Below are 22,694 nucleotides of genomic sequence, written 5' to 3'. Positions count from 1 at the left end.
GGCCCCTATCTTACGCATGCTTTTCAAGCCAGGCCGAGATGACGCCTTCCAGCGCCTCGACCAGCTGTTCATCCTCGAGTTCCTCGACGATCTCGGCGACGAAGGCGTTGACCAGCATGGCCCGCGCCTTGTTTTCCGGAACGCCGCGCGCCATCAGGTAGAAAAGATGGCTGCTCTCGATATCGGCAACCGTCGCGCCATGGCCGCAGACCACGTCGTCGGCGAAAATTTCGAGTTCCGGCTTGACCGAGAACCCGCCATCGTCGGTCAGCAGCAACGTGTTGCAGGACATCTTGGCGTCGGTCTTCTGGGCATCCGGAGCGACCCGGATCATGCCCTGGAAAACGCCGTTCGCACGGTCGAACACCACGTTGCGGATGATTTCGGTCGAATTGGTGTGCGGCACGTTGTGGCCGAGAACCAGCGTGACGTCGGTGTGGCTTTCGCTTCCGAGCAGGTTGACGCCGCGCAGCATCAGCTCGGCGCCCTGGCCCGCCACGTCGATGCGCAGTTCCTGGCGCACCAGCTTGCCGCCGGCATTGATGACGAACAGCCGCAGCTTCGCATCGGTGCCGAGCTTTACGCGGATCTGGCCGAGATGGGTGTCGGCGGCGCCCTGTTGCTGCAGGATGATCCAGGTAACGTCGGCGCCGTCTTCCAGTGCGATGTCACTGATCGAGGACACGAGCGCTGCACCTTCACTCACCGACCGGTGACGCTCGATGACCGTCGCCTTCGATGCGGCGCCGAACGAGACCGGGAAGCGCGTATGGACCTGGCCGGCCGCATGCAGGGCCTGCAGTTCGATCGGCGCGTCGAGTTCCGTATCGGCCGGGACCGTGATCGCATAACCATCGCGCACGAAGCTGCCGTTGATACGGCCGATCGCATCGTCCTTGTCGAGCGCCGTCAGGCCGGCAGCGGCCGAACCGTCGGCGAGCCTGTCCTTGAAGAGCGCGATCTCGACGCCTTCCACGGCGACCTTGGCATCGGCGCTACCCTGCAGGATCGAAAGCACCCTCGATCCCTCGACCAGCGGCGCGGCCGGATCGATGGCGGACACCAGCGTGACCTCGGGTACGCTGCGCAGCAGGTTCTTGAGGTCGGTGTAATGCCAGGCCTCGATGCGGCGGGTCGGCAGGCCAGCCTTCTTGAGCTCGTCCAGAAGCCGGTCGCGCGTGCCGATCACCGCGCCATTGCCCGGCAGTTCACCGATCTGGGCGCCAAAGGCTTCGACCAAAGCGGTTTCGGCAGCCGTGAGACGGCTTGTCGTCTGCATGTTCATGACAACATCCTTCCTCGGGCCGCTTAAGCCGCTTCCCCGATGATATCGGCATAGCCGTTCTCTTCCAGCTCCAGCGCGAGCGCCTTGTCGCCGGAGCGGATGATCTGGCCCTTGTAGAGAACGTGGACCGTGTCCGGCACGATGTAATCGAGCAGGCGCTGGTAGTGGGTGATTACGATCGTGGCGCGGTCCGGCGACTTCAGCGCGTTGACGCCGTCGGCGACGATCTTCAGCGCGTCGATGTCGAGGCCTGAATCAGTCTCGTCCAGGATGCAGAGCTTCGGCTCGAGCAGCGCCATCTGCAGGATTTCGGCGCGCTTCTTCTCGCCGCCGGAGAAACCGACGTTGAGCGGACGGCGCAGCATGGCCTGGTCGATCTTCAGCTTCTCGGCGGCGTCCTTGACACGGCGGATGAAGTCCGGCGTCGTCAGTTCCGCTTCGCCGCGCGCCTTGCGCTGCTCGTTCATCGCGACCTTCAGGAACTGCATGGTGGCGACGCCCGGAATTTCGAGCGGATACTGGAAGGCGAGGAAAATGCCCTTCGACGCGCGTTCGGCCGGGTCGAGTTCCAGAATGCTCTCGCCGTTGTAGAGGATGTCGCCCTCGGTGACTTCGTAATCCTGGCGGCCTGACAGGATGTAGGAAAGGGTCGACTTGCCGGAACCGTTCGGGCCCATGATGGCGGCGATTTCGCCGGCCTTCACCGTGAGGTTCAGGCCGCGGATGATTTCGGTGCCGTCTTCGGCGATACGGGCGTGCAGGTTCTTGATCTCAAGCATTGTAAATTCCAATCTTCGTTTGTTCTTCCGGAGCAAGCGCGGCGCCTTGAGCGCCCGTCATGCTCACTCCACGATGTCCAGTCGTCTGCCAATCCGCTCCAGTTGCAGCTTGACCGTCGCGATATCGCCGTCCTGCACGGTTTCGTGCGACATGAACGCAGCCATATGCTGCTTCATCGACCGCATCTCCGCCCGCATCCCAGTCATCTCGTCCTTCAGAGAGACGATGTCCGCCCGCATGAGAGGAAGATGCTCCAGAATGAGGTTTTCGACCTTCTCATTCATCAGCCAACGCTCCCTTCGAGCGAGATGCCGATAAGTTTCTGCGCTTCGACGGCGAATTCCATCGGCAACTGCTGGATGACATCCTTGACGAAGCCGTTGACGATCAGCGCGATCGCTTCCTCTTCAGGAATGCCGCGCTGCATGACGTAGAACTTCTGGTCCTCGGAGATCTTCGACGTCGTCGCCTCGTGTTCGATCTGCGCCGATGCATTCTTCACATCGATATAGGGCACGGTATGCGCACCGCATTGGTCGCCGATCAGGAGCGAGTCGCAATTGGTGAAGTTGCGGGCATTCGCGGCCCGGCGGTTGATCGAGACCTGACCGCGATAGGTATTGTTCGAATTGCCGGCGGAAATGCCCTTAGAGATGATGCGGCTCGACGTGTTCTTGCCGAGATGGATCATCTTGGTGCCGCTGTCGATCTGCTGATAGCCGTTGGAGACGGCGATCGAATAGAACTCGCCGCGCGAGTCGTCGCCGCGCAGAATGCAGCTCGGATATTTCCAGGTGATTGCCGAACCGGTCTCGACCTGGGTCCAGGAGATTTTTGAGCGGGCGCCGCGGCAATCGCCACGCTTGGTGACGAAGTTGTAGATGCCGCCTTTGCCTTGCGCATCGCCCGGATACCAGTTCTGCACCGTCGAATACTTGATCTCGGCATCATCGAGGGCGATCAGTTCGACCACGGCGGCGTGCAGCTGGTTCTCGTCGCGCTGGGGTGCCGTGCAGCCTTCGAGGTAGGAAACGTAGGCTCCCTCTTCGGCGATGATCAGCGTGCGCTCGAACTGGCCGGTGTTCTTTTCGTTGATGCGGAAATAGGTGGACAGCTCCATCGGGCACCGCACGCCCTTCGGCACGAAGACGAAGGATCCGTCGGTGAACACGGCGGCGTTCAGCGTCGCATAGAAATTGTCCGAAGTCGGCACGACCGAGCCGAGATACTTCTTGATGAGCTCGGGATGTTCGCGGATCGCTTCGGAGATCGACATGAAGATCACGCCGGCCTTCTGCAGTTCCTTCTTGAAGGTCGTCACGACCGACACCGAGTCGAAGACGGCATCGACTGCGACCCGCGGCGTCTCGACGCCGGCCAGAATTTCCTGTTCGCGCAACGGAATTCCGAGCTTCTCGTAGACCTTCAACAGCTCCGGATCGACTTCTTCAAGCGACTTCGGGCCGGCGGTGCTTTTCGGCGCGGCATAATAATAAAGGTCGTTGAAATCGATCTTCGGATATTCGACGCGCGCCCAGGTGGGCTCTTCCATGGTCAGCCAGCGGCGATAGGCGTCGAGACGCCATTCCAGCATCCAGTCCGGCTCCTGCTTCTTGGCCGAGATGAAACGGATGATCTCTTCCGAAAGACCTTTTGGCGCCTTGTCCACTTCGATGACGGTTTCGAAACCGTATTTGTACTGGTCCACATCGATCTGGCGAACCTGATCGATTGTTTCCTGCACGGCAGCCATGTTCTACTCCAAATCTTGCCGGTTCAAATTCCGGCAATTCTTGTCATCAATCGTGGGGGACAATTACCCCCTTCATGTAGGCGCCAGAAGGCGGTTTTCACACCTTTTGGCAAGCGGAAATTTGCGCAAGCGCAATTTTGGAGGCGGTCACGCCGCCTCGCCCGCCGGTTTTCGCCGGCCGGCAATCTTGGCGAAGGCAGCAAGCGCCCGCGCGATATCGTCCTGCGTCGTATCGGGCCCGAGCGAAATCCGCAGAGCCCCGAGCTTCGGATCATGCCCCATCGCCGTCAAAACATGGCTCTCGCCGACTTTTCCCGCCGAGCACGCGGAACCGGCGGAAAGTGCGATACCTTCGAGATCGAAAGCGATCTGGCCCGTCTCCGACTTCAGCCCCGGCAAAGTGAAAAAGCAGGTATTCGCCACACGCAGAACTGTTTCGCCATGAATGATGGCATCGGGGGCAGCCTCACGCATTCCTGCTTCCAGCCGGTGGCGAAGCCGTTCGATCACCGCATTGCGCTCATCGAGATTCTCGCGGGCAGCCTGGGCTGCGGCGCCGAAGCCGACAATGGCATGGAAATTCTCCGTGCCGGATCGATGCCCCTTTTCCTGGCCGCCGCCGCGGATCAATGGTTTCGGCATCAGCACTTCGCCGCGCGAGACGAGGGCGCCGACGCCCTTCGGGCCACCGATCTTGTGCGACGACAGGATCAGGAAATCCGCATCCAGCACATCGATGTCCACCGGAATGCGGCCGACCGCCTGAACAGCGTCCACCACCATCAAGCCGCCATGGGCATGAGCGATGTCGGCCGCCTCCGCCACGGGCTGAACGATGCCGGTCTCGTTGTTGACCAGCATCACCGCGACCATCGGCATGCCGGCGGTCCGATCATGTTCGGCGAGCAGCGCCTGGAGCGCAGAGAGATCGACGACACCCGCCGGCGTCACCGGCACTTCGGTCACCTGGGTCGGATCGAAGCGACCGCCCTCGCGGATCGCCGGATGCTCGATTGCCGAGACATAGACGCGGCTCAGCGCCAGGGGCGCCCGGCCCATGCGGAATTCGGGCGTCAGGACATGATTGGCCGCCTCCGTCGCACCGCTGACGAATGTCACATGCGCGGGCTCCGCACCGACCAGCGCCGCCACCTGCCGACGCGCCTTGTCGATCGCGGCCCGGGCGGCCCTGCCCTCGCCGTGAACCGACGAAGCATTTCCGGGCAGTTGCAGCGCATCCAGCATGGCGGCGCGGGCCGGCGCACTCAAGGGCGCGGTCGCATTCCAGTCCAGATATGTGCGGTTCAGCGCCATTGCCTGATCGGCTTCCGTTTCTAGATAGAGGTTGAATTACACATGGGCGGACGGGGGACCCGCATTTTCCTTGAAATTTCCGTCGCCCTTGCCGTAAGAGACATCGCATCGGGCGCGCATCCAAGTGCCGCCCAAAGTTTCGAATGGTTCTAAACTGAGTTTAGAAAAGCTGAGCGTCTTCGTCAAGTCAAACTCGACGTGATACTCGTTTGGAACCTGAACATATTGACCGGAGTACCGATGCCCGAAGTCATTTTCAACGGCCCAGCCGGCCGCCTTGAAGGTCGTTACCAGCCATCCAAGGAAAAGAGCGCCCCGATCGCCATCATCCTGCACCCGCACCCGCAGTTCGGCGGCACGATGAACAACCAGATCGTCTACCAGCTCTTTTATATGTTCCAGAAGCGCGGTTTTACGACACTGCGGTTCAATTTCCGCGGTATCGGGCGCAGCCAGGGCGAATTCGACCACGGGGCCGGCGAGCTTTCGGATGCCGCTTCTGCGCTCGACTGGGTGCAGAGCCTGCATCCCGATTCGAAGAGCTGTTGGGTCGCCGGTTATTCCTTCGGCGCCTGGATCGGCATGCAGCTGCTGATGCGCCGTCCCGAGATCGAAGGCTTCATGTCGATCGCGCCGCAGCCGAATATCTACGACTTCTCGTTCCTCGCCCCCTGCCCGTCATCCGGTCTGATCATCAACGGGGACAGCGACAAGGTTGCCCCTGAGAAGGATGTCAACGGGCTCGTGGAAAAGCTGAAGACGCAGAAGGGCATCCTGATCACCCACCGGATGGTCGAGGGTGCCAACCACTTCTTCAACGGTCAGGTGGAAACGTTGATGGGCGAATGCGAAGACTATCTCGATCGCCGCCTCAACGGCGAACTGGTGCCGGAACCGGCGGCCAAGCGCATTCGCTGATCGCTTTCAAAAACGCTGAAAACGGCCGCTTCGGCGGCCGTTTTCATTTGACGGCCTTGATCGATTTCGGCTGCGGAGAGCCGATACGCCGCGCCTGCCTGACACGATTGCGGCCGGAACGCTTGGCTTCGTAGAGAGCGGCATCGGCGTCCCGCATCGCCCCTGCAAGATCACCGCCCGGCGCAAGTTCCGCCACGCCGAAACTCGCGGTCACCGCGAAGGAGGACGGAAGCCCGCTGACGGTTATCTCCATGGTCCCGCCGCGGAGCGCCTGCGCAGCCAGTGTCGCCATATCGAGCGTCGTGCTCGGCAGGAAGATCGCGAATTCCTCGCCGCCGATACGGCCGACCACGGCGTTCTTGGCGGCGTTTGTCTGCAACAGATCGCCGAAGGCCTGGATCACCAGGTCGCCACCGTGGTGGCCATAGGTGTCGTTGATGCGCTTGAAATGGTCGAGATCGCAGATGATGACCGCGTGCGCGGCCTTCGGCGCCAGCGCCATGGCGGCCTTGACGCCATTCTCGAAGCCGCGGCGATTGGCCAGACCGGAAAGCGCATCCCTCTCGGAATTGCTGCGCTCGTCCGCCATGATCTCCAGGACGAGAACCGACAGCAGCGTCAATCCGACCGCGACCATGAGCACCGCCGTCGAGCTTTGCGAGATCAGCGCGTAGTTGGTGCCGATATAATCCTTGGCGGTCGTGCCGGCCCCCGCAATCACGGCAAGGCTCGCCTTGACGAAGAAATGCAGGCCGGTCGCGAGCAGCAGATACCCGAGCGCCCGGTCGATCGCCAGCCGACGCGTCGATGAAAGGACCGCCGCCGCGCTCGAAAGGAGCACCAAGGCGAACGGTGTCTGGTAGGAAAAAGCATGACCAACCGTGCCGCGCGGCAGGTCGTAGATCAGCAGATCGAGGCCGATGCTCGCCACCAGGAAACAGCCCGCCCAGACGGGAGCGACCTTCCAGCCGTAGAGGGCGCCGATACCGATCCTGAGCAGGATCATGCCGCCGAGCACCGATGTGAACGCGCAGATCGCCCAGAATTTCGTCAGATACGCATAAGCGACCAGCAATTCACACACTGCCGAGAGCGATGCGACGGTAAAACCGCCAGCGAACCAGAGCGCAGCCGTCCGCGACCGGCTGCGCGTGGAAACCACGACGAAGACCGCACCGAAGCATATGGCGATGATAAAATTCACCGCGAGGAAAAAGGCAGCCCCGTTCATCAGCCCATCAATGCAGGAGACCTGCACACCACCCGGTTACCGTGTCCGGGCAGGATGTTAAAAGCGTATGAAACAAGAAACCGTTAATGCATAGTTGTCCTTCTAGCACCCGCTATTGCGTCCCCCCGAAACTGCCTGGCCTCTTGCTGGTCGCCGTCCATTTGTAGCGCTGATCACAGCCAACATCACTTTTGAAGTGATTACCGGCAAAAACAGTGCTAGACGCGCGGCCACATATCCCAAACCCATCCTGCCAGAGTTAGATCATGTCCAGGTTCAAGTCCGATTTCCTCCGCACGCTCGACGAGCGCGGTTTCATCCACCAGGTCTCCGACGAGACCGGTCTCGACGAACTGTTTTCGAAGGAAATCGTCACCGGCTATATCGGCTTCGACCCGACGGCGCCAAGCCTGCACGCCGGCAGCCTGATCCAGATCATGATGCTGCACTGGATGCAGCATACCGGTCACCGGCCGATTTCGCTGATGGGCGGCGGCACCGGGATGGTCGGCGATCCCTCGTTCAAGGACGAAGCACGCCAGCTGATGACGATCGACACGATCGAAGGCAATATCGCCTCGATCAAGCGCGTCTTCTCGAACTACCTCGCCTATGGTGACGGCCCGAGGCAAGCGCTAATGATCAACAATGCCGACTGGCTGCGCGGCCTCAACTATCTCGAATTCCTGCGCGACGTCGGCCGGCATTTCTCGGTCAACCGAATGCTGTCCTTCGAGAGCGTCAAGACGCGGCTCGACCGCGAGCAGTCACTGTCCTTCCTGGAATTCAACTACATGATCCTCCAGGCCTATGACTTCGTGGAACTCGCCAAGCGGACCGGCTGCCGGCTGCAGATGGGCGGCTCGGACCAGTGGGGCAATATCGTCAACGGCATCGACCTCGGTCACCGCATGGGGACGCAGCAGCTTTTTGCGCTGACCTCGCCGCTTCTGACCACGTCATCCGGCGCCAAGATGGGCAAATCGGCGACGGGCGCCGTCTGGCTCAACCCGGACATGCTGTCGGCCTATGACTTCTGGCAGTACTGGCGCAATACCGAGGATGCGGACGTATCCCGCTTCCTGAAGCTCTACACGACGCTGCCGATGGACGAGATCGCAAGGCTTTCAGCGCTCGGCGGTTCGGAGATCAACGAGGTCAAGAAGATCCTCGCGACTGAAATCACGGCCATCCTGCACGGTCGAGCAGCGGCGGAGGAAGCCGCCGAGACCGCCCGCAAGACGTTCGAGGAAGGTGGGCTTTCCGAGAACCTGCCGTCCGTCGAGGTTCCCACGGCCGATCTCGAAGCCGGGATCGGTCTGTTGTCGCTGATCGTGCGCGCCGGCCTTGCCGGTTCGAACGGCGAAGCGCGCCGTCACGTCCAAGGCGGCGCCGTGCGCATCAACGACCAGGCCGTCAGCGACGAACGCATGATGATCGGCACCGGCGAGATCACCGGCGACGGCGTGATCAAGCTTTCGCTCGGCAAGAAGAAGCACATTCTGGTGCGCCCGGCCTGAACCGGGCGTCTCCAATAGCGAGTTTGAACGGGCCGCCACGAGCGGCCCTTTTCATTGGAATTCGAAGATCTGGCGGAAGATGCCCGGCGCGATCAGCGACAGCGGGTTAACGGTCAACCTCGGCTTCTCGAACGGGCCTTCGAGCTTGAAGGTGATGCCGAGCAGGCCGCGATCGCGGCCATTGCCGAGAATGGCGCCGATCAGCGGCAACTCGCCGAAAAGCCGGTTCAAGCCGTAAGCCGGCATGAACGTTCCGGTCATCTCCATATTCCCCTTGGCGTCGCGCACCAGGCCCTGGAAAGTCGCACCGATCTGTTCGCCGCGCACCACACCGTTTTCTATGGCAAACGAACCATTCCGATACAGCAGGCTTGCAAAACCACGCTGGAATTTTGCCGAATTGACATCGATATTCTTCTTCGTTGCAGTGTTCAGGCTGCGGCCTTCCTGGTCCGGCGTCGCGACAAGAGACTGAAGCTTGGCTTCGTTGACCAGCGCGAAATTGCGCAGATCGATGGCTCCCGTCCAGGCGTCGCCCTGCGCCTTCAGGCGCAGGTTCAGGAGGCCGCCGCGCATGTTGTCGTAGAGGTTCATGAAGCGAACGATGGCGCCCGCGTCGCCGCTGGTGATCGAGATCGTGTCGCCTGCATTCATCTCGCTGACGACCGCCTGCCCGCTTTCCGTCGAGCCGGAAAAATCGGCCGTCGAAATATTGCCGCCACGGCTCGAAAACAGGAACGACACGTTCGAGAGGGTCTGGTCGTTGAAGCCGATCATGCGGTCGAGCTTGCCTCGCACGGTGGCGTTGCTCGTATCGTCGTCACCACGCTTGGCGCCGCTGCCGCTCTTTCCGCCTGCCCGGATCTTGGTGACCACGGGCCGCATGTCGACGACGGAGCCGCTGATCGAGACGTCGAAATTGCCCTTGGCACGTTTGACGCTCACCGCATAATTGTCGGAAGGCGAGAGCTGCATGTGCGAGAAGTCCGCCGACGTCAGGCTGCCGCCATTGAGCGCAAGGCTGCCGCGCGCGCCAAAACCGTCGCCCGAGAGTTCGAAATTGCGGATATCGGTACGCTCTCCCGTATCGGTCAGCTCGAATTGGGCCTTGGCCGGAATGCCCCCGCCCTTGGTCCAGCCAAGCCATGGCACGGAAAGGGTGGCCCGGCTGAGGTCGAGCGATACCGCCTGGCGGGTTTCGTCGATCCGCGTCAACTGAGCCGTCACCGTTCCGTCGATCACCTCGGAAAGGCCGGGTGCGAGTTTCTCCCGCTGATCGTTGTTGAGAACGGTCTTGATGATCCGCTCGCGCTTTGTCGGAGACGCCGGATCGACCGGTTCGACCAGCGTGATGTCAGCCGGCACATTGTCGATCGTCCCCTTGGCCCCGAGTCGCGCCGTCTGGTTGTCGATATCGAGCGTGCCATCCAAACCGGCGATCTTGCGACCGGAAAACTGCGGGCCGAGCGTGACGTCGTCCAGCTCGATATGGGCATTCCAGGTGGGCTTCGGCGGGTTGTGAGCCAATATCAGGCCCATGCGGGCCTTGAGATCGACGCGTGCGTGGCCGGAAAAATCCTCCGGCTTGAACTCGGTCCCCTTCAACGCATTGATCGGCCGGAAATTCGCAAGCTCCGTCACCGCGTCGGCAGGCCCCGCAATCTTGAGCGAAAGGTCGGCCATCAGCGGCTTGGCATAGGTGGACGGGATCGAGAACCGCCCGCCTTCGACGGCGACGAACCGACCGGATGGGAAGAAGGAGGAGGCGCGCGCGACATCGACCTGCATCACTTCCCCCTTCAGGTCGAAACGACCGTCGATATCGCGCAGCGGCGGCACGTCGCCGGGAAGATTGATCCGGGCATTGGCGAGGTCGAAGCCGATCTGCAGCTCGTTCTTGTCGAGTTCCATCGGAATGCCGGGCCCCTTCATCCGGCCGGCCGGTATGAAGACGGCGATCGAACCGTTGGTAATGGTGCCGCCGAACATATTGTCCATCACCCAGTCACGCGGTTTTCGCGCCATCCAGAAGGGCCAGAGCTGCTTGACCCCGGTCACCTCCATATGCGGCAGCTGCGCCCCGAAACTGATCTCGGGAGACTGGTTGCCGAACCGCACCTTCAGGGCGCCGGCCATACGGCCGAGAGGGCTGGAAACGGCCATCTCATCGAACTGAAGCTCGCGATCCGCCGACAGGTAGCGCCCGTTCGCCTTGAGATCGAAGCGCGCCGGCTGCTCGCTCGTCGAGGCTCCAACGGCCGTTGCTCCGCTGATCAGAACGTCGAGACCGAAACCGGGACGCTTGTCGTCCGGATTGAGCCGGTTGAGATCGATCATCGCGCCTGTAAACGGCAGGATGGTCGGTCCGAAACGTGCCTCGGATTTCAACAGCTCGATCGAATTCTTCGAGAAGTCGTAGGCCACATTGATTTTGGCGCCGCTCAAGGTCTGCTGGATACCGTCGAAATAGAAATGGCCGGGAGACTGGCGAAGCGTCGCGGTGATAGCCGGCTTTGCTGCCTCGCGTGAGCGAACCGCCGAAAGATCGAGATCGAGGGAGCCTTCGATCCCCTCGCGCGGCTGGCCGTCCTCGGTTCGCTGCAGCATGAAGGATGTCACCTCGAGGCCGGTCAGTTTGGCCGAGAGTGACGACGTGACACCTTCGACGGTCTTCGACGCTGCAACGAGAACCGCCTTGCGGCCATTGAGGCTGATCGCACCGTTGATCTCGATCTCGCCTTCGGCGCTCTGCGTCAGCTCGATATCGTCGACGACCAGCACGATCGGCTTGCGCCCGGGTGCTGCCGGCAGCAGGATTTCGATACCGGCGATGCTGACGGAACCCGTCCCGGTTCGCTCGATGAGCGCACGAGCTTCGTCGAGGCGCTGGAAAATCTCTTCCAGCAGCGCCGGCATGGCATCGATGCGGACTTCAGAGATCGGCAACGGGTCGCCCGAGGGCAACTGCGCGGTGTCGAGACGGATATGTTCCGCCTCCATGTGCTTGATCGACACGCGGCCGCCGAGAAGCGCCAGCGGATCGACCGCCATGCGCATGGCGCCGGCGCGGCTCAGGTGTTCGCCGGTCGCCTGTTCGACGATATCGACGTCACGCGCCTCCAGTGCGAGGCGTAACCTCGAATCGAACCGGATGGCGGTCGAGCCGACAGTGGCGGCGTAGCGCGGACCGATAGCATTGTTGATCGCACTCTGGGCGCGCGACGACAGCGTGCTGTCGACCATGCCGCCCTCGATGGCGAAAACGGCGCTGCCGATTGCGAGAACCAGCAGCAGGAGGAAAAGCAGCACCGTCTTGCCGAATCGCCGGCCGCGCCGGCTTGGCAGCGGGCAGTGCACGATAATGGGATCCTCGACCTGCGCGGAAGGCAATTCATGCAACGGAACGAGTTCTTTCCGGCTGAAACTGACCCTTTCTCCGCGAATTTCCGACATCAGGTTGAGGACTCGTCTTTCTGCAATGGTATCGAACCGGGCGCGACTGCTCTGGACGTCGCTCGGGCGAATATATACCGATTGCGGCAAATATCACTCACGATACCGGCGAAAGAAAGGAAATCCATGGCCGACCTGACCATTGGCGACATCGCACCAGACTTCGAACTTCCACGCGACGGCAGCGGCACCGTTTCCCTCAAGGCATTTTCGGGAAAACCCGTTGTGCTCTACTTCTATCCGAAGGACGACACGCAGGCCTGCACCCAGGAGGCAATCTCGTTTACCGGCCTCTTGCCGGAATTCGAAAAGGCGGGCGGATCGGTGATCGGTGTTTCGCCCGACAACGTCAAGAAGCATGACAAGTTCGCCAAGAAGCATGGCCTTTCGGTCATCCTCGCGGCTGACGAGGACACCGCCCTTGCCAATCTCTACGGGGTCTGGAAGGAGAAGAGCATGTATGGCCGCACCTATATGGGCGTGGAACGCACGACCTTCCTGATCGGAGCCGATGGGCGCATCGCCCGGATTTGGCCTAAAGTGAAGGTGGCAGGCCATGCCGAGGAGGTACTTGAAAGCCTCAAGGCTTTGTAGGCAGGAGACAAATCGATGGCCGGCGAGTTCTCGATCACCTCGTTGAGAGGCGGCGCAACGGCGGCAATCCTGTCGGCCGATCTCGATATCAAGACGCGGCTGGCGCAGGACACCGCCACCCGCTGGTTCGCGCGGCGCCTGTCGCTCCGCTCGCCACTCGATCCGCCCCTTCCCGAGCGTCCCGGCCGGCCGGCGAAACCCGAACTGGTGCCGCCAAAGGCGGTCGGCAAGCGCTCGCTGCACACCGCCAGCGGCCGTATCGCGACGCTGCATGCGATCGCCCATATCGAACTCAATGCCGTCGACCTGGCGCTCGACATCGTCGCCCGCTTTGCGACCGAGCCGGTGCCGAACTCCTTCTTCGACGGATGGATGCAGGTGGCTTTCGAGGAGGCGAAACATTTCCGCATGGTGCGCGCTCGATTGAACGACATGGGCGCCGACTATGGCGACATGCCCGCCCATGACGGGCTCTGGCAGGCGGCCCACTCCACCCGTAACGACCTCACCGCCCGCCTCGCCGTCGTACCGCTCATTCTGGAAGCCCGCGGGCTCGACGTGACGCCATCGCTGCAGACCAAGATGCGCGAGACCGGCGACCTCGAAAGCGCGGCCATCCTCGACGTCATCTACAATGACGAGAAAGGCCATGTGGCGATCGGCGCCAAATGGTTCCGCTTCCTGTGCGCCCGCGAGCGCAAGGACCCCGCAGCGACGTTCCAGCAGTTGGTACGCACCAATTTCCGCGGATCGCTCAAGGCGCCGTTCAACGACATCGCCCGGGCTGAGGCGGGCCTGACGCCGTCATTCTACCGGTCGCTGACCTCCACCAGCCACGCCTGAACGCCCCGAAATAAAGCATTCATTAACCATATCCATGTGTAATCCCACGAATGGAACAGCGGCCGAACGAGTCGCATCTCCGGGAGATCCGCGTGGCGAAGGGAACCGAAAACCGGGTGTTTGGGAAGCGGGCACCTCAGCACGTTCTCATTTTCGCCAGCGGTGAAACGATCCGCCACATGACCATCCGGCCGTGGATGGCCGCGTTGACCTTCTGTTTTCTCGGTGTTTTCGCGATCGGTTATCTCGGTGCCACCTCCTATCTGGTCATCCGCGACGACCTGATCGGCGCGACCATGGCGCGGCAGGCCCGCATGCAGCACGATTACGAGGACCGGATCGCCGCGCTGCGCGCGCAAGTTGACCGCATCACCTCGCGCCAGCTTCTCGACCAGCAGGTGGTCGAGCAGAAGGTCGAAAAACTGCTGGAGCAGCAGAACGCCCTCTTTTCGCGCCACGGCAAACTCGGTTCGCTTCTGAACCGCGCCGAGGAGTCCGGCCTCACGACGCCGGAGACGCCGGCACCGACCATGCTGCAGCCTCCGGCCAAGGAACGTCAGGCCTCGCTTACCGGTGGCAGCGGCGGCGTCAAGGCGATCGAGAAACTCCTCTCCGGCGAAACCGCCGCAGCGCCGCTCCAGACGTCGGCCGCGCTGGGCTATGCGCCGTTGCGCGAAAACATCGCCGACAGGGCCGACCGGGTGTTTTCCAAGGTAACCCTGTCACTGAAGACCATCGAGAAGGAACAGCTTGCCAAGATCGCCAACCTGACGACGGGCGCCTCGGAAACCGCAGACGCGATCGCCGCGATCCTGAAGCGGACCGGCGTCGAGGTGGCATCCGCAGACAGGGTGACGGAAGACGCCACGAACGGCGTCGGTGGCCCGTATGTCGCGCCGCAAACCAATATCGGTGCCTTCGATGCCTCGCTCGACGAGCTCGATGCCGCGCTCAGCCGGCTGGAAGCCGTGCGCGAGACGGCGCGCGACCTGCCCTTTGGCAATCCCGCTCCCGGCCGTCCGGTTACCAGCCGCTACGGAAACCGCATCGATCCTTTCCTCGGCCGGCTGGCACTGCATGCGGGCATCGATTTTCAGGCCTCGACCGGTGACGACGTAAAAAGCACCGGCGCCGGCACCGTGATCTCGGCCGGCTCCGCCAGCGGTTACGGCAATATGGTCGAGATCGACCATGGCCAGGGCATCACGACGCGCTACGGCCATATGTCCAAGATCCTGGTGAAGGAAGGCGACGAAGTTGCCGCCGGTGACGTGATCGGCAAGGCAGGCTCGACCGGCCGGTCCACCGGACCGCACGTCCATTACGAGGTCCGCCGCGACGGCAATCCGATCGATCCCGTTCACTTCCTCAACGCCGGCATGAAGCTCACCACCTACCTCAATTGAGGCAAGCTCCCGACCAAAAGGCAATTCTTTGCCGTAAGAACGGTAGCCGGCTTGCCCCGCGAGCATCTTCATTCACCAATCCGGCGGCCAATTGCCTTGCTTTCCTTGACTTTTGGACATTTTGGTCCTATGTCGCGGGCCAGTTGTCGAGCAGCCATGCATCGACTCCCATAGTGTTCGTTTAGAACCGGAACGGAAACAGAATTCCCTTTGACCACATTTGCTGATCTTGGCCTGAGCCAGAAAGTCCTTTCCGCTGTCACAGACGCGGGTTATACGATCCCCACGCCGATCCAGGCAGGGGCAATCCCGCATGCTCTGCAGCGCCGCGATATCTGCGGTATCGCACAGACCGGCACCGGCAAGACGGCCTCCTTCGTTCTCCCGATGCTGACGCTTCTGGAAAAGGGCCGCGCCCGCGCCCGCATGCCGCGCACGCTGATCCTCGAGCCGACCCGCGAACTCGCCGCCCAGGTCGCCGAAAATTTTGAAAAATACGGCAAGAACCACAAGCTGAACGTCGCGCTTTTGATCGGCGGCGTGTCCTTCGACGACCAGGACCGCAAGCTGGAACGCGGCGCCGACGTGCTGATCTGCACCCCCGGCCGCCTGCTCGACCATTGCGAGCGCGGCAAACTGCTGATGACCGGCGTCGAAATTCTCGTCATCGACGAGGCCGACCGCATGCTCGACATGGGCTTCATCCCGGATATCGAACGGATCGCCAAGATGATCCCGTTCACCCGCCAGACGCTGTTCTTCTCGGCGACCATGCCGCCGGAAATCCAGAAGCTGGCCGATCGCTTCCTGCAGAACCCGGAACGGATCGAAGTCGCCAAGCCCTCGTCTACCGCCAAGACCGTGACGCAGCGCCTCGTCGCTTCGCACAACAAGGACTACGAGAAGCGCGCCGTGCTGCGCGATCTCATCAAGGCGCAGGACGATCTCAAGAACGCGATCATCTTCTGCAACCGCAAGGTCGATGTGGCGGATCTTTTCCGCTCGCTCGAACGGCACGGCTTCTCGGTCGGCGCCCTGCATGGCGACATGGACCAGCGCTCCCGCACGACGATGCTGCAGAATTTCCGCGACGGCAATATCCAGCTTCTCGTCGCCTCCGACGTCGCCGCGCGCGGCCTCGACCTGCCGGATGTGGGCCATGTCTTCAACTTCGACGTTCCGATCCATGCGGAGGACTATGTCCACCGCATCGGCCGGACCGGACGCGCAGGCCGCTCGGGCCGTGCGTTCACCCTCGTCACCCGCTCCGACACCAAATATCTCGACGCCATCGAAAAGCTCATCAACGAGAAGATCGAATGGCTGAACGGCGACATTTCCGCCCTGCCCGCCCCCATGGAAAGCCATGAGAGCGAACGCGGTGGCCGCAAGGGCCGTGATCGTGATAAGGAGCGCGGCCGCGGCAGACGAAGCGATTCGGGACGTGCTGATTCTGGACGCGGCGATTCGAGTCACAAGGCTGACACGAAGATCCAGGATAATCCGATAGAAGCAGTCGAAGAGGCATTTGTGGAAGCCAGGGTGGAAAACGTGAAACCGGAACGCAAGGCAGACAGGAAGCCGCAGAACAACGGCGGCAACCGCAATTCGCGGCCGACACCTGCACCGGCACCCGCGAACGACGACAATCGCGAGCGTCGCCAGCGTTACCACCGCGACCACGACGACGGCCCGACCCCGGTCGGCTTCGGCGACGACATCCCGGCTTTCATGCTGATCGTCGCGAACGCCGCCAAGGCCTGAAGATTCCGTGGCAAAACCCGGCATTGATTTCCCCGGCGTCGGCGCCGGGCTCGTGATCCTGCGCGACGACGGCAAGGTTCTGCTTTGCCGTCGGCTGAAGGCGCCGGAAGCGGGCTTCTGGAACATTGTCGGCGGCAAGGTCGATCCGATGGAGCCTTCGTCGGAAGCCGCCCGCCGCGAGGCGGAAGAGGAAACAGGCCTCAAGATCGGCAAGATCGATTTTCTCTGCGTCGCGGAGGAGATCATCGAGACCGACCGGCAGCACTGGGTCTCGCTGATCTATATGACGCGCGATTTCACCGGCGAGCCTTCGCTCACGGAGCCGGACAAATTGTCCGATATCGGCTGGTTCGACCCGAACGATCCACCGCAACCGCTCTCGCCCTTTTCTGCCAAGGCCTTTGCGCTTCTTTCAAAATGACCCCAAACGAAAGCCGCTCCGGAGAACCGAAGCGGCCATCTTGATGAAATCATTTTGACAAAATTTCCGGACGTGGCCCTGGTCGAGAGATTCGGCAGCCCACGCCCCTCAATACGGGGTGGACGGTACGCTTCGCATTCTGGCAAGCAAGATGCTAGATTTAGCACTGAGGGGCCGGGGTCAGGATTTCGAGTTGGCACGCACGGCCGCGTCGAATGCAAGCCGCACCCATTTGCGCATCTCGTCAGGATCGTCGAACGCGTCTTCCGGCACCGACCAGTAGGGCATCAGCACCGGTTTTCCCTTCTTTCCCTCATAGAACCATTGCCTGGCACCGGCCGCTTCGAAGTCCGGCGCGCTGACCGCATCCACCTTCAGCATGATCTCGCCGCGCAGATCGATCGCGACGATCAAACCATCGTGATAGATGCCCTTGCCGCCGAACATGCGGCGGATGGAAACGGGGCCGAGCCCCTCGAACATGTCCTCGATGTCGGAATTGTCCATTCGGCTACCTTTTCAAAACCCCGCCCGCGGCCGTCACCGCCTCGGGCGTATCGACGTCCAGATGCGCGGCAGGCCCGATATCCACATCGATCACCGAAAGTCCGGAGGTCTCGATGATCGCACGGGCGCCGACATCGCCTTCCAGCCGCAATACGGCATCATAGGCGATCCGCGGAAGAATGATCGGGTTGCCGCGCTTCCCGTCCGACACCGAACGGACCACGACACCGCCGCCAGCCTCCCGGAAGGCGGCGATCAGCATGTTCAGATGCGCCGTGGTGACGCCGGGCATGTCGGCCAGCATGACCAGGATGCCGTCCTTGCCGGCCAGTTCTGGGCTTGAAAACCCGGCAACCAGCGAGCCTGCCATGCCGGACCCGTAGTCCGGATTGAAATGAGAGCGCAGATCGAGGCCGGCAAGCGCCGCCTCGATCTCGTCGCGTCGATGGCCGGTCACCGCGACGACCGGCGAAGCCTCCGACGCCAGCACCCTCTCTGCCGTGCGGCGGACGAGCGGGACGCCGTCGAATTCGGCGAGCAGCTTGTGCGGCCCGTCCTTGCCCATGCGCCGCGCCTGGCCGGCGGCGAGCATCAGGGCGCCGACCGACAAGGTCGCTGCCTTTTCCGCCGTGGCGTCGCGCGGGCGCGGCCGGGTCGGGATTTCCATCAGCAGGCCGCCGACACCCATGCCGGTAATATCGAAGGAGGTCGGCGTCTCGCCGGCCATCAGCCGGTTCAGCACCCAGTCGAAACCGTTTTCCTTCGGCGAACGGGCGCAACCCGGCGCACCCAGCACCGGAATATCGCCGATTCGCCCGAGAACCAGGAGATTGCCGGGGTCCACGGGCATGCCGACATGATCCACCTCACCACCCGCGCGGCGGATGGCGGCGGGAATGACATCCTCCGGATCAGCCACTGCCGAGGCCCCGAACACGACAATCATAGCCGGCTCATTAATTTCGTCCCGGCGAAGCTGTTGAAGAACCTCGGTCAGTCGCTCGGTGGAATGCGGAATGCGGATCTCTTTTATTAGCCGACTACCGGATGACGCAAGCCTCTGCTCCAGCAACTTCGCGGTCCGATCCATGACCGACGCTTTCAGCGAAGGAAGCTCGGTTGCGACCAGCGTCACCGCGCGGGGATGGAAGGCCTTTACCTCGAAAGCGATCGATTCTGCCAGCAGCGCCGCCGCCGCGGAGACCTTTGCGCCGCCGACGGCAAGCGGAATGATCTTGACGGTCGCCACCATGTCGCCGGCCCGCACCGCCACATGGTCGGCAAGACAGGCAAGCGTGATCGCCGGGTCGATGCGGTTCAGCGCATCGACCACCGCCTTGTCGGCGACGAACAGACCGTCCACCTTGGCATAGATGTTGACGCGGCCGGTGGTCGCCTCCGAGAAACGCAGATTGTCCGGGGCGATCGCCTCGACAATCGCCTGGGCGGCGGCGTCCTCCAGCATGTCACCCGGTTCGAGCCGGACCGCGACGACGGATTGGACGCCTTCGCCAGAAAGCCGGGCGATATCATCCGCCGACAACATTTGCCCTTTCGACATGCGGCCGGCCGGAAGCCGTATGCTATGCGCCAGCACTACGCCTTCCGCATCGCCAAGTTCGAACGTCCCGTATCTCATCATGTCACCTCGCGGCGACAAGGTCGCGCCGGCGGAACGCCTGGACGATCTGGGCCAGCGTGGCGAGCGCGATTTCGGCAGGGCTCGCGGCTCCGATGTCGAGGCCGATCGGAGCGGCTATGCGGCCGATCTCGTTGTCGGTGCGGCCCATCTCTCTAAGCCGCTCCACACGCTTCGCATGGGTTTTCCGGCTCCCGAGCGCGCCGACATAAAAGCACCCGACCCGCAGTGCTTCGGAGAGCGGGAAATCGTCGATCTTCGGATCATGGGTGACGGCCGCCAGTGCCGTATAGGCGTCGAGCGGGTGGCTCTTCAGCACGTCTTCTGGCCAATCGGCGATCAGTTGCACGCCTTCGAACCGCTCTTCGGTCGCAAAAGCCGTGCGCGGATCGATGATCGTCAGGTCATACCCGGCGACTGGCGCCAGCCTCGCGAGCGCCTGACTGATATGGACGGCGCCGATCACCACGATGCGCGGCGGCGGCAGGTGCACGTTGAGGAACAGCGACCGGCCTTCGACCTCCACGGTTCCCGCCTTGCCGCTGCGAAACGTCCTGGCGATCTCCTCGCCGAGCGGACCGGAGGTGGCCTCGCCTTCGAGGATCACCCTCACCTCGTCGCCGGCGAGATCGGTGACGACCACGGCAGCCCTGCGGGAGCGCCTGATGGCGTTGAGCTTCGTCAGTGCTTCGAGCTGCATCAGCCGAGCCTTTCCACATACACCCGGATCCGGCCGCCACAGGACAGGCCGACCCGCCAGGCGGTCTCGTCGGCAACGCCGAATTCCAGCATTTTCGGGGCGCCGCTCTCGATCACGTCGAGCGCTTCGGTGATGACAGCGCCCTCGACGCAACCGCCGGAGACGGAGCCTTCGAAATTGCCATCGCCGTCGATGACGAGATGGCTGCCGGTCGGCCGCGGCGCCGAACCCCAGGTCTCGATCACCGTGGCTATCGCCACGTTGCGGCCGGCCTGCTTCCAGCTCTCGGCGGTCAGCAAGGGGTCCAGAATCTCGGAAACAGTCATGCGACCCTCCTTATGTCGATATAACGCCGCGGGTCCGCGGCCTTTGTGTGATCACCCGACAACGCAATCGCCAAATCGGCGAGCGTCTGCAGATTGTGGACGGCGCGAAACTCGTCCACATGCGGCAGCATGGCCCGCACGCCACGCGCCCGCGCCTCGAAACCATCGAAGCGCAACAGCGGATTCAGCCAGATCAGGCGGCGGCAGGAACGGTGCAGCCTATCCATTTCCCGTTCCAGTTCCTCGACGCCTTCCCGCTCCAGGCCGTCGGTGATGAGCAGCACTACGGCGCCCTGCCCCAGCACGCGGCGGGACCAGAGCCGGTTGAATTCGGCAAGCGTCGCGCCGATCCGCGTTCCGCCGGACCAGTCGCGCACCGCGGCGGTGCAGCCCGACAGCGCTTCGTCCGGATCGCGGCGGCGCATCTGGCGGGTGACGTTGGTCAACCGGGTGCCAAACAGGAAGGTATGCACCCGGGTGCGTTTTTCCGTCAGCGCATGCAGAAAATGCAGGAAAATCCGGGTGTACTGGCTCATCGAGCCGGAAATATCGGCAAGCACGACGAGCGGCGGCGGCGTGGTCTTGCGCTGGCGGAAGCGCGGCAAAATGAGATCGCCGCCGCTCTTCATCGCCTGGCGCATCGTGGCGCGCGGGTCGATCCGCGGCGGGCGGTTGGACGGCCGGAACCGGCGCGTCGCTACCTTGTCCAAAGGCAGGGCGAGCCTAACCAGTTGGCGCCGGGCTTCGGCCAGTTCGGCCGCGCTCATCTGAGCAAAATCCATGCGCTTGAGGATTTCCCCGGCAGAGGTCGTGAAGCGGGAATCCACTTCGATCTCCGGCGGTTTCTTGCGGTTCGGGGGCTCCGGCTGGTCGGCGGTCAGCGCCTCGCTGACGCGGGTGGCGCCGGCCTTCTGCTTTTCCCGCTCCCGATTGTCGGCAGCCTTAGGCGACATCATCGCTATCATCTTGCCGACCAGATCGCGGGAGCGCCAGAACAGGCGAAAGGCCTCGTCGAAGACCGGCTGGTCCTCGTGCCGCCTGACGAAGACAGCCGACAGTGCCGCGTGGAACTCCTCGCGCGAACCGATGCCGATCGCATCGACTGCCGCAATCGCATCAGCGGCAGCGGCAGGGCCGGTCTTCAGCCCGGCACGGCGCAATACGCGGGAAAAATAGACGAGATTGTCGGCAAGCCGGCCGTCATCGCCGGTCCTGCCCAGACCGTATCCTCCAGCGCCGGCCGCAACCGGAGGGACGATCATTCCGTCGTGGCTCAAGCCTGCCATCGCCCCTATCCTGCTGCCAGAAGTTCGGCCTTCACCTCGGAAAGCACGCGTTCACCCTCTCCGCCTTTGATGCGGGCGATATCGTCCTGATATTTCAAAAGCGTTCCGAGCGTATCGGCGATCGTTTCCGGATCGAGGGCGATCCGGTCGAGCTCGGTCAGCGCCGTCGCCCAGTCGATGGTTTCGGCAACGCCGGGGTTCTTGAAGAGATCGACTGTTCGGAGCTTCTGCACGTAGGCGACCACCTGCCGCGACAGCGTTTCCGAACATTGCGGCACCTTGCGGCGGATGATCTCCAGTTCCTGGGCCGCATCCGGATAATCGACCCAGTGATAGAGGCAGCGCCGCTTCAGCGCGTCGTGGATCTCGCGGGTGCGGTTGGTGGTGATGATGACGATCGGCGGTTCTTGCGCCTTGATCGTGCCGAGCTCGGGGATCGTCACCTGGAAATCGGACAGCACTTCGAGCAGGAACGCTTCGAAGGCTTCGTCGGTGCGGTCGAGCTCGTCGATCAGGAAGACCGGCGCCGGGCCACCCGGCTGGCCAAGCGCCTGCAGCACCGGCCGGCGGATCAGGTGGCGCTCGGAAAAGAGATCCGCCTCAATGCGGGTGCGATCCTTGATACCGGAGGCTTCCGAAAGGCGGATGTCCAGCATCTGGGCCGGATAATTCCATTCGTAAACAGCCGAGGAGATATCGAGGCCCTCGTAACACTGCAGCCGGATCAGCGGCCGGTTCAGTGCCTTGGCCAGCGTCTTGGCGATCTCGGTCTTGCCGACGCCGGCTTCTCCTTCGAGGAAGAGCGGGCGCTTCATCTTCAGCGCCAGGAAGATCACCGTGCCGAGCGAGCGTCCGGCAAGATAATCCTCGGCGCCCAGAAGCGCGATCGTCTCGTCGATCGAGGTCGGTAGAGCGCTCGTTTTTGCTTCAGGCATAATCGCACCCTTTCAAACG

Annotated in this window: 20 protein-coding genes; 7 read left to right on the top strand and 13 right to left on the bottom strand. The window is 62.5% G+C overall.

The annotated features are described in order from the left end of the window. Positions 1-10 precede the first annotated feature (10 nt). The 5 genes from sufD to ACSQ8R_RS08160 form a co-directional block, all read right to left on the bottom strand. Complete coding sequence (sufD, locus tag ACSQ8R_RS08180; RefSeq protein WP_436252882.1) at positions 11-1,285, bottom strand: Fe-S cluster assembly protein SufD; 1,275 nt, start codon at positions 1,283-1,285, stop codon at positions 11-13. 23 nt (positions 1,286-1,308) lie between these two features. After that, positions 1,309-2,064, bottom strand: coding sequence for a Fe-S cluster assembly ATPase SufC (gene sufC / locus ACSQ8R_RS08175; protein ID WP_007752089.1), 756 nt, complete (start codon positions 2,062-2,064; stop codon positions 1,309-1,311). A 63-nt stretch (positions 2,065-2,127) separates the two neighbouring features. Beyond that, entirely contained in the window at positions 2,128-2,349 is a 222-nt protein-coding gene (locus ACSQ8R_RS08170) for a hypothetical protein (protein WP_436252881.1), read from the bottom strand. After that, the gene (gene sufB, locus ACSQ8R_RS08165) at positions 2,349-3,818 is read right to left on the bottom strand and encodes a Fe-S cluster assembly protein SufB (protein ID WP_436252880.1); all 1,470 of its coding nucleotides are present in this window, start codon (positions 3,816-3,818) and stop codon (positions 2,349-2,351) included. The genes ACSQ8R_RS08170 and sufB overlap by 1 nt, the downstream gene beginning before the upstream one ends. Positions 3,819-3,965: 147 nt before the next feature. Beyond that, complete coding sequence (locus ACSQ8R_RS08160; protein ID WP_436252879.1) at positions 3,966-5,132, bottom strand: cysteine desulfurase family protein; 1,167 nt, start codon at positions 5,130-5,132, stop codon at positions 3,966-3,968. Positions 5,133-5,372: 240 nt separating this feature from the next. On the opposite strand from ACSQ8R_RS08160, the gene ACSQ8R_RS08155 reads away from it, so the two are divergent. After that, positions 5,373-6,050, top strand: a complete 678-nt coding sequence (locus tag ACSQ8R_RS08155; protein ID WP_345921760.1) for an alpha/beta hydrolase — start codon at positions 5,373-5,375, stop codon at positions 6,048-6,050. A 43-nt stretch (positions 6,051-6,093) separates the two neighbouring features. On the opposite strand, the gene ACSQ8R_RS08150 is transcribed toward ACSQ8R_RS08155, so the two are convergent. Continuing rightward, positions 6,094-7,281, bottom strand: coding sequence for a diguanylate cyclase domain-containing protein (locus ACSQ8R_RS08150; protein ID WP_436252878.1), 1,188 nt, complete (start codon positions 7,279-7,281; stop codon positions 6,094-6,096). Between the two features lie 266 nt (positions 7,282-7,547). On the opposite strand from ACSQ8R_RS08150, the gene tyrS reads away from it, so the two are divergent. Continuing rightward, entirely contained in the window at positions 7,548-8,801 is a 1,254-nt protein-coding gene (tyrS, locus tag ACSQ8R_RS08145) for a tyrosine--tRNA ligase (RefSeq protein WP_436252877.1), read from the top strand. A 51-nt stretch (positions 8,802-8,852) separates the two neighbouring features. Here tyrS and ACSQ8R_RS08140 read toward each other — a convergent pair whose 3' ends face one another. Beyond that, positions 8,853-12,254 (bottom strand): hypothetical protein, encoded by a 3,402-nt coding sequence (locus ACSQ8R_RS08140; protein WP_436252876.1) that lies wholly within the window; start codon positions 12,252-12,254, stop codon positions 8,853-8,855. A gap of 126 nt (positions 12,255-12,380) precedes the next feature. Between ACSQ8R_RS08140 and ACSQ8R_RS08135 the strand changes: the two genes are divergently transcribed. The 5 genes from ACSQ8R_RS08135 to ACSQ8R_RS08115 all read left to right on the top strand — a co-directional run bounded on the left by ACSQ8R_RS08135 (position 12,381) and on the right by ACSQ8R_RS08115 (position 17,282). Continuing rightward, positions 12,381-12,848, top strand: coding sequence for a peroxiredoxin (locus ACSQ8R_RS08135; protein ID WP_436252875.1), 468 nt, complete (start codon positions 12,381-12,383; stop codon positions 12,846-12,848). A gap of 15 nt (positions 12,849-12,863) precedes the next feature. Continuing rightward, positions 12,864-13,691: a ferritin-like domain-containing protein gene (locus ACSQ8R_RS08130; protein ID WP_436252874.1), complete on the top strand. Its 828-nt coding sequence runs from the start codon at positions 12,864-12,866 to the stop codon at positions 13,689-13,691. 92 nt (positions 13,692-13,783) lie between these two features. Further along, a complete protein-coding gene (locus ACSQ8R_RS08125) occupies positions 13,784-15,097 on the top strand; it encodes a M23 family metallopeptidase (RefSeq protein WP_436252873.1) in 1,314 nt (437 codons plus the stop codon). Between the two features lie 210 nt (positions 15,098-15,307). Then, positions 15,308-16,861: a DEAD/DEAH box helicase gene (locus tag ACSQ8R_RS08120; RefSeq protein WP_436252872.1), complete on the top strand. Its 1,554-nt coding sequence runs from the start codon at positions 15,308-15,310 to the stop codon at positions 16,859-16,861. Positions 16,862-16,868: 7 nt separating this feature from the next. Continuing rightward, positions 16,869-17,282: an NUDIX domain-containing protein gene (locus ACSQ8R_RS08115; protein WP_436252871.1), complete on the top strand. Its 414-nt coding sequence runs from the start codon at positions 16,869-16,871 to the stop codon at positions 17,280-17,282. A 180-nt stretch (positions 17,283-17,462) separates the two neighbouring features. Here ACSQ8R_RS08115 and ACSQ8R_RS08110 read toward each other — a convergent pair whose 3' ends face one another. Genes ACSQ8R_RS08110 through ACSQ8R_RS08085 form a run of 6 tightly spaced genes read right to left on the bottom strand, consistent with a single transcriptional unit; the run spans position 17,463 to position 22,675 of the window. Beyond that, on the bottom strand, positions 17,463-17,789 hold the full coding sequence (locus ACSQ8R_RS08110; RefSeq protein WP_046640343.1) for a TfoX/Sxy family protein: 327 nt from the start codon (positions 17,787-17,789) through the stop codon (positions 17,463-17,465). Between the two features lie 4 nt (positions 17,790-17,793). Next, complete coding sequence (locus ACSQ8R_RS08105; RefSeq protein ID WP_436255413.1) at positions 17,794-19,428, bottom strand: NTP transferase domain-containing protein; 1,635 nt, start codon at positions 19,426-19,428, stop codon at positions 17,794-17,796. Positions 19,429-19,432: 4 nt separating this feature from the next. Further along, a complete protein-coding gene (locus tag ACSQ8R_RS08100) occupies positions 19,433-20,128 on the bottom strand; it encodes an XdhC family protein (RefSeq protein WP_436252870.1) in 696 nt (231 codons plus the stop codon). Then, complete coding sequence (locus tag ACSQ8R_RS08095; protein WP_210009699.1) at positions 20,128-20,454, bottom strand: XdhC family protein; 327 nt, start codon at positions 20,452-20,454, stop codon at positions 20,128-20,130. The genes ACSQ8R_RS08100 and ACSQ8R_RS08095 overlap by 1 nt, the downstream gene beginning before the upstream one ends. After that, positions 20,451-21,716, bottom strand: a complete 1,266-nt coding sequence (locus tag ACSQ8R_RS08090; protein WP_436255412.1) for a vWA domain-containing protein — start codon at positions 21,714-21,716, stop codon at positions 20,451-20,453. The genes ACSQ8R_RS08095 and ACSQ8R_RS08090 overlap by 4 nt, the downstream gene beginning before the upstream one ends. A gap of 29 nt (positions 21,717-21,745) precedes the next feature. After that, positions 21,746-22,675, bottom strand: a complete 930-nt coding sequence (locus ACSQ8R_RS08085; RefSeq protein ID WP_436252869.1) for an AAA family ATPase — start codon at positions 22,673-22,675, stop codon at positions 21,746-21,748. Positions 22,676-22,694 lie beyond the last annotated feature (19 nt).

It is taken from the genome of Neorhizobium sp. LjRoot104 (genome assembly GCF_964253725.1).
In the GTDB taxonomy this organism is placed as follows: domain Bacteria; phylum Pseudomonadota; class Alphaproteobacteria; order Rhizobiales; family Rhizobiaceae; genus Neorhizobium.
Note: the sequence above shows the minus strand (reverse complement) of the source record. Positions and strands in the feature narration are given on the sequence as shown.

Excerpts from the sequence above, each read along its gene's own strand:
- sufD (WP_436252882.1), bottom strand. The coding sequence starts at position 1,285 with ATGAACATGCAGACGACAAGCCGTCTCACGGCTGCCGAAACCGCTTTG.
- sufC (WP_007752089.1), bottom strand. The coding sequence starts at position 2,064 with ATGCTTGAGATCAAGAACCTGCACGCCCGTATCGCCGAAGACGGCACC.
- ACSQ8R_RS08170 (WP_436252881.1), bottom strand. The coding sequence starts at position 2,349 with ATGAATGAGAAGGTCGAAAACCTCATTCTGGAGCATCTTCCTCTCATG.
- sufB (WP_436252880.1), bottom strand. The coding sequence starts at position 3,818 with ATGGCTGCCGTGCAGGAAACAATCGATCAGGTTCGCCAGATCGATGTG.
- ACSQ8R_RS08160 (WP_436252879.1), bottom strand. The coding sequence starts at position 5,132 with ATGGCGCTGAACCGCACATATCTGGACTGGAATGCGACCGCGCCCTTG.
- ACSQ8R_RS08155 (WP_345921760.1), top strand. The coding sequence starts at position 5,373 with ATGCCCGAAGTCATTTTCAACGGCCCAGCCGGCCGCCTTGAAGGTCGT.
- ACSQ8R_RS08150 (WP_436252878.1), bottom strand. The coding sequence starts at position 7,281 with ATGAACGGGGCTGCCTTTTTCCTCGCGGTGAATTTTATCATCGCCATA.
- tyrS (WP_436252877.1), top strand. The coding sequence starts at position 7,548 with ATGTCCAGGTTCAAGTCCGATTTCCTCCGCACGCTCGACGAGCGCGGT.
- ACSQ8R_RS08140 (WP_436252876.1), bottom strand. The coding sequence starts at position 12,254 with ATGTCGGAAATTCGCGGAGAAAGGGTCAGTTTCAGCCGGAAAGAACTC.
- ACSQ8R_RS08135 (WP_436252875.1), top strand. The coding sequence starts at position 12,381 with ATGGCCGACCTGACCATTGGCGACATCGCACCAGACTTCGAACTTCCA.
- ACSQ8R_RS08130 (WP_436252874.1), top strand. The coding sequence starts at position 12,864 with ATGGCCGGCGAGTTCTCGATCACCTCGTTGAGAGGCGGCGCAACGGCG.
- ACSQ8R_RS08110 (WP_046640343.1), bottom strand. The coding sequence starts at position 17,789 with ATGGACAATTCCGACATCGAGGACATGTTCGAGGGGCTCGGCCCCGTT.
- ACSQ8R_RS08105 (WP_436255413.1), bottom strand. The coding sequence starts at position 19,428 with ATGAGATACGGGACGTTCGAACTTGGCGATGCGGAAGGCGTAGTGCTG.
- ACSQ8R_RS08100 (WP_436252870.1), bottom strand. The coding sequence starts at position 20,128 with ATGCAGCTCGAAGCACTGACGAAGCTCAACGCCATCAGGCGCTCCCGC.
- ACSQ8R_RS08095 (WP_210009699.1), bottom strand. The coding sequence starts at position 20,454 with ATGACTGTTTCCGAGATTCTGGACCCCTTGCTGACCGCCGAGAGCTGG.
- ACSQ8R_RS08090 (WP_436255412.1), bottom strand. The coding sequence starts at position 21,716 with ATGATCGTCCCTCCGGTTGCGGCCGGCGCTGGAGGATACGGTCTGGGC.
- ACSQ8R_RS08085 (WP_436252869.1), bottom strand. The coding sequence starts at position 22,675 with ATGCCTGAAGCAAAAACGAGCGCTCTACCGACCTCGATCGACGAGACG.